The 16,166-nt window shown below is 40.0% G+C and carries 15 protein-coding genes; 8 read left to right on the top strand and 7 right to left on the bottom strand.

Annotated features, from left to right (window positions below; translation table 11 throughout):
- Positions 1-98 precede the first annotated feature (98 nt).
- The 7 genes from IIC38_06175 (at position 99) to IIC38_06145 (ending at position 7,009) form a co-directional block, all read left to right on the top strand.
- The gene (locus IIC38_06175) at positions 99-1,286 is read left to right on the top strand and encodes a kynureninase (GenBank protein ID MCH8125532.1); all 1,188 of its coding nucleotides are present in this window, start codon (positions 99-101) and stop codon (positions 1,284-1,286) included.
- 118 nt (positions 1,287-1,404) lie between these two features.
- Positions 1,405-1,749, top strand: a complete 345-nt coding sequence (locus IIC38_06170) for a hypothetical protein (protein MCH8125531.1) — start codon at positions 1,405-1,407, stop codon at positions 1,747-1,749.
- 113 nt (positions 1,750-1,862) lie between these two features.
- Positions 1,863-2,870 carry a glycosyl hydrolase gene (locus IIC38_06165; GenBank protein ID MCH8125530.1) on the top strand — a complete coding sequence of 336 codons (1,008 nt, stop codon included), beginning with the start codon at positions 1,863-1,865 and terminating at the stop codon, positions 2,868-2,870.
- Positions 2,871-3,410: 540 nt separating this feature from the next.
- Entirely contained in the window at positions 3,411-3,785 is a 375-nt protein-coding gene (locus IIC38_06160; GenBank protein MCH8125529.1) for a hypothetical protein, read from the top strand.
- Positions 3,715-4,263, top strand: coding sequence for a hypothetical protein (locus IIC38_06155; protein MCH8125528.1), 549 nt, complete (start codon positions 3,715-3,717; stop codon positions 4,261-4,263). Before IIC38_06160 ends, IIC38_06155 begins: the two co-directional genes overlap by 71 nt.
- Before the next feature lie 327 nt (positions 4,264-4,590).
- Complete coding sequence (locus IIC38_06150; protein ID MCH8125527.1) at positions 4,591-5,721, top strand: PQQ-like beta-propeller repeat protein; 1,131 nt, start codon at positions 4,591-4,593, stop codon at positions 5,719-5,721.
- Between the two features lie 127 nt (positions 5,722-5,848).
- The gene (locus IIC38_06145) at positions 5,849-7,009 is read left to right on the top strand and encodes a YceI family protein (protein MCH8125526.1); all 1,161 of its coding nucleotides are present in this window, start codon (positions 5,849-5,851) and stop codon (positions 7,007-7,009) included.
- Here IIC38_06145 and IIC38_06140 read toward each other — a convergent pair.
- The 3 genes from IIC38_06140 to IIC38_06130 are packed head-to-tail and all read right to left on the bottom strand — an operon-like array spanning position 7,006 to position 10,589.
- A complete protein-coding gene (locus IIC38_06140; protein MCH8125525.1) occupies positions 7,006-7,953 on the bottom strand; it encodes a glycosyltransferase family 2 protein in 948 nt (315 codons plus the stop codon). The two genes, IIC38_06145 and IIC38_06140, sit on opposite strands and share 4 nt — an antisense overlap.
- Complete coding sequence (locus IIC38_06135; GenBank protein ID MCH8125524.1) at positions 7,950-8,780, bottom strand: DUF4292 domain-containing protein; 831 nt, start codon at positions 8,778-8,780, stop codon at positions 7,950-7,952. The genes IIC38_06140 and IIC38_06135 overlap by 4 nt, the downstream gene beginning before the upstream one ends.
- A complete protein-coding gene (locus IIC38_06130; protein MCH8125523.1) occupies positions 8,781-10,589 on the bottom strand; it encodes a tetratricopeptide repeat protein in 1,809 nt (602 codons plus the stop codon).
- 315 nt (positions 10,590-10,904) lie between these two features.
- Between IIC38_06130 and IIC38_06125 the strand changes: the two genes are divergently transcribed.
- On the top strand, positions 10,905-11,246 hold the full coding sequence (locus IIC38_06125; protein MCH8125522.1) for a hypothetical protein: 342 nt from the start codon (positions 10,905-10,907) through the stop codon (positions 11,244-11,246).
- A 12-nt stretch (positions 11,247-11,258) separates the two neighbouring features.
- Here IIC38_06125 and IIC38_06120 read toward each other — a convergent pair whose 3' ends face one another.
- Genes IIC38_06120 through lon form a run of 4 tightly spaced genes read right to left on the bottom strand, consistent with a single transcriptional unit; the run spans position 11,259 to position 16,077 of the window.
- Entirely contained in the window at positions 11,259-11,939 is a 681-nt protein-coding gene (locus IIC38_06120; protein ID MCH8125521.1) for a hypothetical protein, read from the bottom strand.
- A 35-nt stretch (positions 11,940-11,974) separates the two neighbouring features.
- Complete coding sequence (locus IIC38_06115; protein MCH8125520.1) at positions 11,975-13,114, bottom strand: alanine--glyoxylate aminotransferase family protein; 1,140 nt, start codon at positions 13,112-13,114, stop codon at positions 11,975-11,977.
- Positions 13,115-13,116: 2 nt separating this feature from the next.
- On the bottom strand, positions 13,117-13,704 hold the full coding sequence (locus IIC38_06110) for a YihA family ribosome biogenesis GTP-binding protein (GenBank protein ID MCH8125519.1): 588 nt from the start codon (positions 13,702-13,704) through the stop codon (positions 13,117-13,119).
- A 3-nt stretch (positions 13,705-13,707) separates the two neighbouring features.
- Positions 13,708-16,077 (bottom strand): endopeptidase La, encoded by a 2,370-nt coding sequence (gene lon / locus IIC38_06105; GenBank protein ID MCH8125518.1) that lies wholly within the window; start codon positions 16,075-16,077, stop codon positions 13,708-13,710.
- Positions 16,078-16,166: the final 89 nt, after the last annotated feature.

Genomic DNA, 16,166 nt, shown 5'->3' with positions numbered 1-16,166 from the left:
AAACCCTGTTCAAACCGGTATTCCCGGATTTATGGGAAATTCGGACAGAACTTTGATATTTGAACCAGAATGTTGTTCATTATCAAATAGATTAAAATATGTTAACTCCAGTAGATTTATTCCAAAGCCCTAACAAACTGGTAAAACATTACAGTCGCTTTCGTGTTGATGAGCGATTGCTTTTAACCGGCCATTCACATCAAGCGTGGCCGGATTGCGGTTTAGAAGGACAAAAACAAGCCTGGCTGGATGCATCAGAATTCGTCGATGAAAAATGGCAAAGAGCCTTTGCCAAAGCCGAATTAGTAGGTAGCGGTTTTGCCCGCCTCCTCGATGATGAAAATGGTATCATTGCCCTGGCGGGAAATACGCATGAATTGGTGATTCGCTTTCTTTCCGCCTTGCCTTTAAAACAACGACCAAAAATAGTGACCACAGATGGCGAATTTCATACGATCCGGCGGCAATTAGACCGATTGGCTGAGGAAGAAGTGAAAATCGTAAAAGTGGCAGCTTATCCTGCATCCTCAGTTTCGAATCGACTGGCTGATGCTGTAGACGATCACACGGCTGCGGTTTTGGTATCCTCGGTTTATTTTAAAAATGCCCACATTGTCCCGGGACTTTCTCATGTTTTAGATGCCTGTACAAAAGTAGGTGCAGAATTATTAATCGACGTTTATCATACTCTTAACGTCGTGCCGTTCTCAATTAAAAAGGAAAATCTACAACAAGCTTTTATGGTGGGCGGCGGCTATAAATATTGTCAGTTGGGTGAGGGCAATTGCTTTCTTCGATTTCCTAAGGATTGCCAAATGAGGCCGGTCATCACAGGATGGTTCAGTGAATTTGATGCGCTGACTGATAAAACCAACAGATTATCTTATGGTAAAGGACCCGCCAGGTTTGCCGGGGCGACATACGACCCAACCAGCCATTACCGGGCAGCAGAGGTATTTGCCTTTTTTGACAAGCATCAACTAACTCCTGAATTTCTTCGCAAAGTCAGTCAACACCAGGTTGGCCTGCTACAACAATTATTCGATAACCTCGATGCCGATCCTAAAATTATAAGCAGGGATCATTCAATACCTTTGGAAAATATTGGCGGATTCCTTGCCCTGGATTCCCCTTATGCCGAAAAGATGAACCAGCGATTAAGTGAACATGGTGTATTAACGGACTATCGAGATGAGACATTGCGGTTGGGTCCTGCACCCTATTTATCAGACGATCAATTGGGTTCTGCCATAGAGATTCTGGGTGAAATCATTCGAAATTTTTAAAGACATAATTATGAAGTTCTTTAGGGTTCAATTTCTCATCCTAACTTTTTTAATTCCGATAATTTCTTGTCAAACAAATAGTATTAAAAATAGCCTCGAAGGTGCATGGTCGACTAAAATGTATACTCTAAAAGATGGCGGTCAACATGTGGTTAAGGGCCATATCTTCTTTACAGAGAAGGATTGGACCGTTCTTTTTTTCGTAATGGATGATGAAGATAAACCACAACGAGGTTCTGCCGAAGGTGGCACCTATTTGCTGATTGGCGACAGCTTGGAATTCAAACATCACTATAATTTATCCGCCGGCAACGCCATTGGGGATTTAGCTCAAAGTCCGCTTCGGATGGAAATTCGTTCTGCAGCTGAGGCTTCTCAAGAAAAATGTTTAATTAAAATCGAACAAAACCAATTATCAATCTATTTCCCAAGCGGCAATTCTATGACATTCCTAAAAAAATAATTTCTTATAAAATTTTAATAGGAGTTAATCCGATGCGATTATGTAAGCACAATTATGGTTTATTTCTAGGGTTATTAATCGTTTGTACCTTCCCTGGTTGCGAATCAAAAAAAATGGAAACTATAAACTTAGAAACAGCAAAATGGACTATTCAAGACATTGATACTCCGGCTTCATTCCGTGGCTTAAGCGTCGTAAGTGACCAAATCGTTTGGGCAAGCGGATCCGAAGGAACATTTATCAAAACCATCGATGGTGGAGCGACCTGGAGTGTTGATTCCATATCCGGCGCTACAGACCTGGAATTAAGAGATATCGAAGCATTTGATGAGAATACCGCATACACCATGAGTGTCGGCGACGGGGAAAAATCGAGGATATACAAAACAACGGATGGTGGCAGGAATTGGACCCTGCAATTCACCAATCCACATCCGCAAGGTTTTCTGGATGGTATTGCTTTTTGGGATATAGATAATGGCCTTGCCTATGGCGACCCGGTCGATGGACATTGTTTCATCATCAGAACATCAGACGGTGGCGAAAACTGGCGCCGGGTAGCAATTGAAAATATTCCTCCCGCCCAAGCGGGAGAATATGGCTTTGCCGCCAGTGGCACGGGTATAACTGTGTTTGGAACAAATCATGCCTGGATCTGTACAGGTGGTTCTACTGCCAGGGTACTAAGATCAATCGACAATGGAAAAAGCTGGACCATTTCGGATACGCCCATCATTAGCGGTGAAACCTCCACGGGTATTTTTGGCCTGGCTTTCCGGGATGAAAACAATGGCGTGGCTGTTGGCGGCGACTACCTGAAACCGGATCAGACGAATAAAAACTTTGCGATTACGAAAGATGGCGGTGTTACCTGGCAACTGAATGAAGACTCTCCTCCAACCGGATTCAAATCTGCAGTAGCTTACCTGCCTGGCTCAACACCCCTTTCTTTAATTACCCTGGGAACATCCGGAACAGATTTTTCTGTGAATAATGGCATGGTTTGGACTCATATGGATACGACCAGTTTTAATTCTGTGGAATTTTCTCCGAGTGGTACGACAGGGTGGGCTGCTGGAATTAGAGGAAAGATCGCTAAATTAGCTGTACTGAAACAATAAATAAATGTATTAGGGCAAGTTTTGAGTGATTTAAAGCAAAGCTAACTTGTTCAGCTGGAAGAGTCTGTGCTCCATTTTGAGCTAATTCTTTAATAGATATTAATGATTGTAAAAAATATTAACCAGACCAAAATATCCCCCATTTTCATAAACCATTCCTTTTTGCTTCTGTAGTTATCTTAATTAACCTGTGATGCAAAATAAGGTTCAAACAGAGTTCACTCTAAACCATTTTGTGACAGAAACCCAAAACCTTTTCTAACCGTCTTATTTATTAACTGGAGGTAAGCATGAAAAAAAATGTCTACTGATTTATATTTTGTCAGCCTTTCTCGTTTGCGGAACAGCTTACAGTATGCATCCCGAGGAAGATTATTGGCAGCAATTTGTACATTAGACTATGGATGTTTCCCTCGAACCTGAAACGCATATGCTGACAGGCAATGAGACCATCCTTTATCGCAACAACTCTCACCCAATACCCTGAACAAATTCTACTTGCATTTATATCCAAATGCATACAAGGATGAAAACTCCACAATGGCTCAGGAGGCAAAAAAATACTACCAACTGCGAGATGTACCGGAGGAAGATCGCGGCTGGATCGAGATCACCTCTTTCAGGATCGGTTCACCTGGAGGAGCTGCCACCCAGGTTGTGACAGCATACCAGGTAGAGGATACCATTCTGGAAGCCGCACTGCCAAGCCCTCTACCGCCTGGTGGTGAAGTCACAATTCGGCTAAAATTTGAATCTAAAATCCGCAAAATATCGAGCCGGACTGGTTACCGCGGTACGCAGTACGACTTCGCGCAATGGTATCCAAAAGTCGTGGTTTATGATCATGAAGGCTGGCAAACTGTGGAATTTTGTGGGAGTGCATCTGCGAGGTTATGCTGGAACATCCTTCAGTGATCGGCCACCTTTACAAGATTTATACCGGGCTGAAGGTGCAAATCCAAGAACGCGATATCAATCCTCGTATCTCAAAAGCCGTGGATCATTTTTCCCAGAAGCTCATTTGCATGCACCAGGCGGGGGTAATCTGCGCGGCTATGTGACTATGCCTCTTGCCGGTGAAAAACTTATGGCCTTCAATATGGAACTTCGAAAAAGATTTCGACTGCCCATTCCTCTCATCAAGAAATTATTGGGAAATTCCACTTTGGTTGGATTCTATGATACCGGCAAAATTTGGAAAACAGAAGATGATACCCAGACTTTGTCAGATGCAGGCCTCGGCTTGCTTACACGACATAGAATATGGGGCCAAAACTTTACCATCCGAGCCGACTTTCCATTCTGGCTGAGTGTTCCGGAAGTGGATAATAACGGAATTGAAAAAGATAATGTGAGATTTCGCTGGGTTCTTGGTATTAGCCAGGTATTTTAATGACATAATATATCAACCATTTTTTTGACGTGAGTTCAAACCCACGTTTTTTATCATTTTAGGTTCTTCAGAGAATTAGGTTGCAATTGCAACCTTGAATTTACAGATTAATTCACTTGGTTCTCTGGAGAACCTAATTTTTTGAAGGATTTCTGATCCGGAAATATTTACACGAAAGGAAGGAAACTTACGACAATTAGGAATATTCAAAAGTATACTTTTTCTCACTTTATCTCAGGGGTGTTTTTTCTTATTATAATTTTCTTAATTTCTCAACCTGGTTATTCCCAATGGACACAATGGGGTGGGCCCAATAGAGATTTCACAGTGGAAGCCAACCCCCTCGCTTCTACCTGGCCTGAAAATGGTCCCACTGAATTATGGAGCCATGAGTTTGGGGATGGGTTTAGCACCATTCTCTATGAGGATGGCATTCTTTATACAACCAAAAGGAAAGGTGAGCTGGATGCAGTGGTTTCTTTGAATGCATCAACTGGCGAAATCATTTGGGAGACTACCTATGAAGCCCCTATGAAACCCAAAATGATCCTGGATTTCGGCCATGGACCAGTATCATCACCTCTACTGGTTGGCGATAAACTATATACTATAAGCTTGACTGTAATATTAAATTGTTTGAATAAAAAAACCGGTGAAATCATCTGGTCGAAAGATTTGATGGAAGAAATGCAAGCAAGTCACATGGGACGTGGTTATGGTCCAAGTTCAATAGCTTATAAGAATATGATTATCGTAAATGTCGGTGGTAAAGATCAGGCAGTCGTTGCTTTTGACCAAAAGAGTGGCGAAGTTATCTGGAAAAGCCAGAGTTTTCGCAATGGTTATTCGTCGTCGATTCTTGTCAATATTGCAGGCGAGGACCAACTGTTTGTCGCTATGGGAGCTGACCGTGCCGGTCTCGATCCCAACACCGGGGAACTTAAATGGCATCATGCTTTCCCACAAACTGCCGGCACTCTGTTCACGACTCAACACTTGGGGAAAGATAATCTTTTGTTTGGATCCCAGGCATATGCAGACGGCAGCAGGGTTCTTGAAATTACTAAAAAAGATGGTAAATATGAAGCCAAAGAATTGTGGTATAATCGTAAAATGCGTATCATGTACGGCACTTATGCTAGAATCGGAGATTATATTTATGGCTCCAGCGGTGGATTTGGACCGGCTTTTCTCATGTGTTTGGATATTAAAACCGGCAAAATCATGTGGCGGAAAAGAGGATTTTCCCGCGCCCATTTATCCTACGCTGATGAAAAACTGATCATCCTAGATGAAGATGGCAACCTGGCAATTGCAACAGCCACACCGGAAGGCTTGACGATCCATTCAAAAGCTCATATCATCGAGCGCACGGCATGGACGCCACCAACACTTGTGGGCAGTAAAATGTATATACGTAATCGCACAAAAATCAAAGCGCTAGAATTAGGAAAGTGATAGTACTACCCAGAACCCTTCAATTCGTTCAGGCTGCGTCCTGAGCTTGACGAAGGGATAACTTCTGCTAACATAGTAGGTTAGGTTAAAAATTGGTAAATCCATAATTTAATACAGGTTAAAAGAAATGAAACCAAGATTCTTTCCAATTAGATCAATTACCAAATTAGGGATTTTATTTATGTTGCTGACCCCTGTAACCACCCAGGCATTGGCTCAAGTGCCGGCACGCTCCGAAGCAGGCCAGAGTCTTGCTGTACCGGATGAACAGCTGGATCAAGGATTGATATATTACGTCTGGCCTGGTGAAGACACTCAGCTAATCTTAAAGTCCAGGGCATACCTGCAACGGGTTGCCGTTACGACCTGTCGTGCCGTTGGTTATATAGTAAGTCCTTTCGATTTGGAAGAAGACCCACTGACCCCAATTCTTGGCGGCGCATTTAGAATACCAACCACATCTTTTCGCAGTGGTATTGATGGTGGAGATAATCTTCTGCAAGGTAAAGATTTCTTTAATGTTAAGTTGTATCCGGAAATCACATTCGAAGTAATAAGCATTACCGATGTATTGCAAACAAAAAAATCGGATGAATCTACGACTTATGACCTCAATTTAACCGGGCTATTATCGATTAAAAAAACCAACAAAGAAATAACAATTCCGGCAAAGTTGGAATTCATACCCATGAATTATCAAATTTTTTCCAGAACCTATGATGACGTCCTCATACTTGAAGGGACAACTACTATTAAATTTGCAGATTTTGATTGGAAACCCGGCAGAGGTTTTACGGAGAGAGTTAGCGATGAAATCGAATTAGATATTTACCTCCTGTTTAGTACCATTTCGCCGGACAAATCTATGGATCCTACCGATAATCCAGGACACCATGCTAAACAGTTAAAATTCTTAACTATGCTGCGAGATCTCAATGAACCAGATGCAGCGTATGAATTTGGCGAGACATTCATGCAAGAAGTATGGGATTCTCCCAGACAACTTAAGCGGCTTGCCAACACAACTGCTACCAAAGATGGAATATTGAAAAGAGATTTCGATTTTGCTTTGAAAGCCGCTAAACGAGCCAGTGAATTAAATGAAAATAAAGATGCCAGCTCCCTTACAACGATTGCAACAATTTACTATAAAAAAGGAGAATTGAGCTTGGCAATCGAATGGCAGAAAAAAGCGGTTCAGTTATTAGAAGAGACAGAAAAAAATAAAGCAGATGCAGCTCGTGTTAAGCTCGATCTTTATTTGTCTGAAGCAGAGTCGATGGATTAATCATTAAACCCCAACCTCTCCCTCACCACATAACTATCTGTATCTTTGCTAGCGGAGCTTAACATTTCACCTAAAAGGCCAATAGAAAAGAATTGCACACCGACGATGATGAGCAGTATGCCTAAAAACAACAAAGGGCGGTTACTTAAGAATTTGTCCTCAAAAATTCTTTGATAGGTAAGCACACCTGAAATAATTGTCCCTAATACAAAACTGATCATTCCTAAAAATCCAAAAAGATGAAGCGGCCTTTTTCTATAACGAGTGAGGTATGTGACAGTAATTAAATCGAAAGCGCCATGGGTAAAACGGCTCAAACCAAATTTAGTTTTGCCATATTTTCGGGTATGATGTTTTACCGGAAGCTCGGTTACTCGGAATCCTTCACTATGTGCCAAAACCGGGATATAACGATGCTGATCTCCATAAACCCGAATGGATTTTACTACTTCAGAACGATAAGCTTTCAACCCACAATTAAAATCATGTAAACGGATGCCGCCAAAGAAGGAAGTTAAAATATTATATATTTTGGATGTGATTCTTTTTGTTAGTGGATCATGTCTAATTTTTTTCCAGCCTGACACAAGTTCGTAGCCTTCATTTAATTTGGCAATCAGGTTGGGAATTTCTGTGGGATCATCCTGCAAATCTGCATCCATTGTTACGACAATATCACCATTCGACGCGGCAAACCCTGCAGAAAGTGCAGCAGATTTACCATAATTCTTCCTGAATTGGATTATTTTTATCCGGCGATCGGCTTGGTAAATTTTCCGCATGATTTCAAGTGAATCATCGGTTGAACCATCATCCACAAATATAATTTCAAATTGTGAGTTTAATTTCTCTAAGACGGAAACAGTAGTTCGACATAACTCTTCCAATGATTCTTGTTCGTTGTAGGAAGGAATTACAATACTAATTTTGACAGAATTTCTCATTGTTCGTTTTGAGTTAGATTAATAATTTCAATATTTTTAGGCACTTTAAGCGCGAATCGATTTGGGCGCATTTTTTTATTTACGGTTATTCTTGAGTAGAAAAATGACAATCTCTCTTTGTGCGTAGGCCTGCTAACCTGAATATGTTTTGGAACATTTATGCCACTATATTTTCTGAATTGCTTAAATACAACATGGATACTATCTACTTCGCCTTTCCGAACCAAAGTGTACTTAATAAAAGAACCTTTACCCGGATCAGCAAGAAAATTATAAATATGGCCATTTCGAAGAAAAGTATATTGGATATTGCTACCGACATATTGGATTTTAAGTGCACTACTATCGGAGTTATCCGAAAGTTGATAGTTCTGGTAGCGTGGCAGTCCAAGAGCTGCATCATATATATTCGGCAAAGGAACTTTAATTCCGATAAGTTCTTCAAGAGGAACCTGGTCGCCCTTACTTTTGAATAGCAATTTTTTCCGGATATTATACATCCAGAATTGTTCATTTTTGATCAGCATGTATCCCAAAGAGATGCCAGGCCCGGTCTTAATCTGGATTAACAAGGAGTCGGGTTGTTGAAAATAAATCCTGGCGCTTCCATCAAAGCCGCCCTCGGGAGATTCAACAGTAAGATGGGCAAACCCTTCCAGAGAATTTAATTTTAGGGATTGCTGGAGCGCTGCATTATATAAAGCTAATGGATTCTTTCTAAAAAAATCCGCCCTTTGGCTATTATTGCCGGTACACGAAGAAAAACTTAGAGAAATGAATAGGAGAAATAAAACTAGTCTGAAGTATGGAAAATCTAATTTGAACACTCATAATTCTCCTTTTTCCAATTTCCGAAAGATTTCCCTATTACCCGGCTCCTTTTCGATCGCTTGTTGCCAATAGGTTTCGGCCGTCTTGAAATCCCCTAATTTCATATAAATATCGCCCATATGATCGAGCACCTCAGCAGAAGGCTCCCTTAATTCGATTGCCTTTTTAACATACTGCAAAGCAAGTTGATTGTCTCCCAATTTATAATAAATCCAGCCCAATGTGTCCCAATAGGCGCCTCTGGTGGAATCTTTCTCCACAGCAGTTTTTGCCATTTGAAGCGCTTCATCCAAACGTATTCCCCGTATTGACAGACTATAGGCAAAATTATTTAACATAACGGGATCGCCAGGCTTCAGCTTCATAACCTTATCATATAAAGGTTCGGATTTAGTAAATCGTTTCTGCAAATCAAAAATAGATGCCAGGGTGAGTAAGCCGCTTAAGTTTTCCGGATCTCTTCGTAATAAGGTTTCACATAATTTAATGGCATTGTTATAACTCTTTAATTGAATATATAAATTGGCCAGCTCCAGGGTAGAAGCCGGATTATTCGGATTTAATTGATGAGAGCGTGAAAGATACTTAACGGCATCCCCTTTTTTATCCATTTGACTTAACAAATAGCCGTAAAAATAATTAAGCCGGTCATCATTTGGAAATAGTTTCAGGGCCTTTTCAAAATGCACTTTGGCTGAATCGTTCTGTTTGGTTTGAATATACACAAATCCAAGGAAATTCCAGGCGTCAGGTAATTTAGGATTAAGCTCAATGACTTTTTTAAGATTTACAACAGCAGAATCGGATTGCCCCGCATCAAACTGAAGCCTGCCTAGATAATAATACGATCGCCAATCTTTGGGAAAATCTGTTGCCAAATCCCGATATGCCATATCTGACTTTAGGGTATCTCCTTTGGTAAGATAAATTTCCGCAATCCGTAATCGGGCAATCACATCACTGGAATCCTGATTACCGGATTCTTGATACAAGATAATTGCTTTGTCCCACTTTTCTTGAGCAGAATAAATTTCAGCCAGACTATCGCGGATCCTGACAAATTTTTCATCTTGTTTTAGTGCTTGCTGGTAAATGAGAACAGCCCCTGCAGTATCTTTTTGCATCAATTTAGTCATTCCTAGAAAAACATATGCATTTTCATTGCCTGGTTCCTGCTTTACCACGTCCTGGAAAGTCTCAATGGCTTTCTCATATTTTTTTGATTGGATATATAGCTCGCCTATTCTAAACAACACCTCCGGTTTATACCCCTCAAGCCGGTAAATTTCCTGAAACTCTGCTATACTTTTTTCTCCCTGGTTGAGCAACACGTACAGGTTGGCGAGTTTATAACGAATCTCAATATCCTGGGGATTAAGTGTCTTTAGTTTTTCAAATTTCTCCAGTGCCTTCTTAAACTGACGCGTTTTACTATAAAGATCCGCGAGCAGCTTATAACCATCCGCTTCCTGTGGTGCTAATTCAACTGCCTGGTTTGCCGTTTTTATTGCCGCTTCAATGCGGCCTAGATTTGAATATGCTTCCGAGATCGATCGAAGGATAGAGGGTGTATCCGGATCAAATAATAACGCTTCCTGAAAAGCAAGTAGTGCTTTTTCCCATTCACCATTATCGCTTTCCAAAATGCCATCCATATAGCGGGAAACTGCTATATGGTGCTTTTCCTTTTCATCCTTTTTCTGATCTACATCTTCTGTTTTAGCGGTCTCTTGTGGCTTATCGACTTTCGTCGTTGCACATCCTACGGAGAATAATGCTAACAATAAAACGTAGAGTTGTTTCATATTCATTTCTCAATATTCATAAATAATCTAATTGTTTCCAATTAAATAACTGAAAAATATATTATTAAAATGAATCAATAACAAACTTTAAAAGTGTCCGGCAAATCAAGATAAATTTTGAACTTCACAAAATATTTAATTTCATATTTATGAATTCAAAAGACACCAGCAACCAAAATAAATAGTGTATTTAAACCTCAATTTTATAAATTTATTTCAAGATCATACTCTTCCAAGAAGTGAAACCGGAAAAAAATTTTCCGGCTTAATTCCTAACTTAACTAAGTTCACCACAAATAGTGAAAGACTATACAAATGGATTATTACCAAATATGGTGCAATATAAGAGATTCTTCAAAAGATTTAGAATTTGCCGAAAACGTCCAAAAATATTTAGGTTTTTTACAGAAACAAGGAAAAATTAATGGATTTAGTATTTCACGACGCAAGCTTGGTTTTGGTCCTAACGACTTAGGGGAATTTAATATTTGTATAAAAACAGATGATTTAGGACAATTGGAAACCGCATTTCAACAAGTAGCAACCCGTAGAGGAGAGATGGAAACACTTCACAATGCAGTCTATATTGCAGTAAAAGATGTTAAATTTGCATTATATAGGGATTTTCCTGATCCGGTTAGACTGGAAGAAGAATAAACTGCAGTGAACTTAACTTCTCTCCTGAATCCTTTCAATCCAATTGAGAATTTCCCCGCAACAGCGATTCCAAACCTGTTCTGTAGTCAACGGCGACTTCTTTGGAACTTTTAGGGAGTGATCTCCATCTTCTATTAGAAATAAATGGCCGAATTTATCAAGCCTTGTTATTGTATCTTGCAACAAATCCAATTTCGCCAAGCTATCTTTTGATCCGGACACAAATAACAGGGGCTTTTGTAATGCATATAAATGTTCAGCTCGTTCCGTACCTGGCTTGGCAGGTGGGTGCAGGGGGTACCCCAAAAAAACCAAACCGATTACCCGGGAATATTCTCCGGCAATATAACTCGAAATTCGTCCACCCATCGATTTGCCACCTACAAATATTGGAATATCAGGATAAATTTCAGCCAATGCATATTCAATAACGGTCCGGTATTCAGCTTCTAATTGGGCACGAGGAGCTGGTGCTTTTCTGCCCGACTCCTTGTAACGAAAATTAAATTCAGTCACACAAATGCCCAGTGAAGATAAACGGCTTAAATAATATTGCATAAATGGCGTGTCCATTCCACCACCTGCACCGTGACCAAGGATTAGACCGAATTTGGGATTCTTGATATCACTATGTTTAGCACGGATCGAGCCCTCACGATAAGGAATCGATACAATATTTACGTCCGCATTCATGGATGTTCTAACTCACATTATTTGATTTATCAAAATTATATATTATTTGTTTGAACCAGGTTTTGAAACTTACGAAACGAAATCCTTTTCTGAACTTTCCAACCTCTTGCAAGCAGGACTTCTTCGAAAGCAATTAAGAATGCGGATAGATCATCAGCATCAACATCACCCATATGAGAAATTCTCAAAATCTCACCTTTCAACTTCCCCTGTCCACCTGCCACAACAAATCCTTTTTCTTTAAGTCTTTCCTTAAGATTATCTTCTTTTAAGGAATCCGGTATTTTTATGGCGGTTACAGAATCTGAGGGCATATCCGCCAGTAATACAAAACCTAATTGTTTTATGGCTTCCCGAAATGCAAATGCCAATATTTTATGTTTACTCCAAATTGTTTGGACTCCTTCAGTGACCATCATTTGCAACGCCTCTTCTAAACCGAAAAACAAGGAAATTGCAGGTGTAAATGGCGTATCTGAACTTGCCTGTGAATCTTTTGCTTTACGCAGATCAAAATAAAACCGATGCCGGTCCCCGGATTCAATGGCTTTCCAGGCTCTTTTGCTGCAGGCAATAAATGCTAGTCCTGCAGGGCATCGAAAGGCTTTCTGAGAAGCCGAAATCACCACATCCAAGCCCCAACTATCCATTAGCAAAGGTATAACCCCAACTGATGTAATTCCATCGACAACAATCAAAGCATTTGAATAACGATGAATAACTTTAGCTAAAGCTTCCAAATCAACAACTGAGGCAGTTGAAGTTTCACAATGGGTTAGACAAATGGCTTTATAATCTGAACTTTGCTTCAACAAGTCTTCCAACTCTATGGGGCTGCAAGATCTTCCCCACTCCAATCGATGGCGGCTAACTGGAATTTCGAATGCTTCACACATTTCTCCCCATCTCTCACTAAATCTTCCCATCTCAATGGTTAGCGCTTTATCGCCTTTTTTAAATAAATTTGCTAATGCGGCTTCCATAGCACCGGTTCCGGAAGAAGTCAATACAATCACGTCTTCTTCGGTTTGGAAGAGTTCTTTCAACCCAGCTTGCACCCTGCCAAACAATTCCCTGAATTCTTTGGTTCGATGATGGATAATCGGCTGGGCCATTTTGGTTATAACATTATCCGGAATTGGAGTTGGCCCTGGCGTTAATAATTTTGCAGTCACAATTAAAGCTTTAAGCTATTTTCAATCCAATGGAGCACTTCTTTCCTGCCAAATTTCGTTTTAGCAGAGAAAGGAATGTATTCAGATAGTCCAAATTCAGCTAATTTCTTTTCGATCAGTCGAAAGTTTTTCACTTTTTCACTCTGTTTTAGCTTATCGATTTTTGTAGCTACAATAACGGTATTCAAATGAATTTCTGAGGCAAAAGTCAACATTCCTTCATCGAGGTTAGTTAAACCGACCCTTGAATCGATAATGTGAATCAATCCCTTAAGTTTAGAATTATCCATTAAATAACTCTCAATTAATGTTTTCCATCGTTGTCTTTCAGCCTTCGATATTTTTGCATAGCCATAACCTGGTAAATCAACAAAGAAAAACCGGCGATTGATCAACAAAAAATTTATGGATCGCGTCTTGCCCGGATGCGAACTGATTCGGGCCAGGTTCTTTTGGCTGATCAAACAATTGATCATGGATGATTTGCCGACATTGGACCTTCCGGCAAATGCAATTTGATTGAATTGATCTTTTGGGAAATCGCCTGGCGTGTAAGAGGCGTGATGGAACTCAGCCTCAAATTGTTTCATAACTTATTTTTTAGCTTCGATTTCTAGACGTCCGTTCGCAAACGCATGAGAGAACACATCTTCCATTTTATGGACAAAAATGAGCTCAACTCCTTTTAGCACTTTTGGAGGAATTTCTTCCAAGTCCTTACGATTTTGTTCAGGTATGAGAACCCTCTTTATCCCTGATCTGCGAGCTGCAAGCAATTTTTCTGTAAGTCCGCCAATCGGTAAAATGCTACCTCTAAGGGTAATTTCACCAGTCATTGCCAGGTCTTTTGAAATCGGCTTTTTGGTTATTGCCGATACGATTGCTGTTGCTAATGTTATTCCAGCCGATGGTCCATCTTTAGGAATTGCTCCTTCAGGAATATGGATATGTATTTCATAGTTTTGAAAAACCTTTGGATCCACACCTAGCATCGTTGTATTGGATCGGATATAGCTTAAAGCAGCCTGGGCAGATTCCTTCATCACATCACCTAAATTTCCAGTTAAAGTGAGCTTACTTTTACCCTTCATCAAAGTCACTTCAATCTGAAGGAGGTCGCCACCGAACTCCGTCCAGGCAAGGCCGGTAGCGATGCCGATTTGGTCGGTTGTTTCTGCCATCTTTTCCAGGTATTTCGGTCCTCCCAGGTAACTCTTAAGATTTCTAGCATTAATAAATTGATTTACTTTTGTAGATTTCATTACAATTTGTTTTGCAAGTTTTCGGCAAACGTTTGAAATATTTCTCTCCAAGTTACGAACCCCCGCTTCACGTGTATAGTTTCGGATAATACTTAAAATCGCCGAATCTGTAAATTTCGTGTTCTTTGTGTTAAGTCCGGTCTCATATAATTGTTTAGGCACTAAATGAGAACGCGCAATTTCAAGTTTGTCATATTCCATGTACCCGGGAAGATCGATTATTTCCATACGGTCCATTAAGGGTTCCGGGATATTATGCCGAACGTTGGCTGTAGTCACAAAAAGAACATTCGATAGGTCGAATTCTATTTCCAAATAATGATCACTAAATTTATGATTTTGCTCCGGGTCGAGTACTTCAAGCAAAGCAGATGATGGATCACCCCGAAAATCCATGCTCATTTTATCTACTTCATCCAATAGGAAAACCGGGTTAATTGTTCCAGCTTTCTTGAGTGATTGAATGATTCGACCCGGCATAGAACCGATATAAGTTCGTCTATGCCCACGAATCTCAGCTTCATCCCTGATTCCACCAAGAGAAACACGTACAAATTTACGGCTTAAAGCCTTTGCAATCGACTTTCCAAGGGAAGTTTTACCGACACCTGGGGGTCCAACAAAACACAGAATCGGACCTTTGACTTTCTTCTTTAATTTTAGAACGGCAAGATGTTCGAGAATTCTCTCCTTGGGTTTTTTCAAGCCATAATGATCATTGTCTAAAGTCTTTTGGGCAATTTTTAAATTGAGATTATCCCTTGTTCTTTTATGCCAGGGTAAAGCGACCAGCCAATCTAAATAATTACGGATAACCGTAAACTCAGGAGACATAGGCGGTGTAAAACGAAGCTTATCGAGTTCTTCATCTGCTTTTTCCCTTGCCTCCTTTGGCAGTTTGGCTTCATTAATTTTTTCTTCCAAAGACTGATAATCATTGAAACCTTCCTCGTCCTCACCCAATTCCTGCTTAATAATGCGGAGTTGTTCCTGTAAGTAAAAATGGCGCTGGGAACTTTGCATTTTTTGGCGCACTTGGTCATCTATATTTTTTTCTAATTCGAGTATTTCTTTTTCGGATTGAAGCAACTCAGCAAGCATAAAAAGTTCATCATCAATATTAAATGCTTCCAGTAGTTGTTGTTTTTCTTCAAGCCGTTTGGGAACATGGGCCGCAATAAAATCAGTTATTCTTTGAACATTTTCGAGCGAATCAATAGAAAGGAGCAATTCATCAGGAAAATCTCTGTTTAATAATACAAATTCCTTAAACAGGCTAACCACATGCCTTAGAGCCGCTTCATTAGTTTTGGTTAATTTTGAAAATTCCTGGATCACCTCAAAACGTGATCTTAAAAATTCGGGATGAGGAATAAACCGCTTTATTCTTGCTCTTACCAACCCTTCTACTAATATTTTGACCAATCCATTGGGTAATTTTAAAATTTGCAATACTCGTGCAATCACACCAACCCTGAAAAGTTCACTCCTGGTGGGGTTGTCGTTTGAAACATCTTTTTGAGCCACCAATAATATCAATTTTTCGTGTATTAAAGCTTCTTGGATTGCTTTAATACTTGACTCCCGACCCACTAATAGTGGGTAGATCATATAGGGAAAAACTATTGTTTCTTTCAGGGGAAGAATCGGAAGTTTATCGTCGATTTCTATGATTATATCATCACGTTTTAATCGTACCATATTTAAGAAATCTTTCCTTTAACAAATAACTAATTTAGTTTAGGGATTACAATAGGGAAATTTTTGAAGCCAATTTAATAAAAACAGAA

The sequence above is a fragment of the candidate division KSB1 bacterium genome, assembly GCA_022566355.1.
Lineage (GTDB): Bacteria > Zhuqueibacterota > JdFR-76 > JdFR-76 > DREG01 > JADFJB01.
This window is presented reverse-complemented; position numbering and strand designations above follow the sequence as displayed.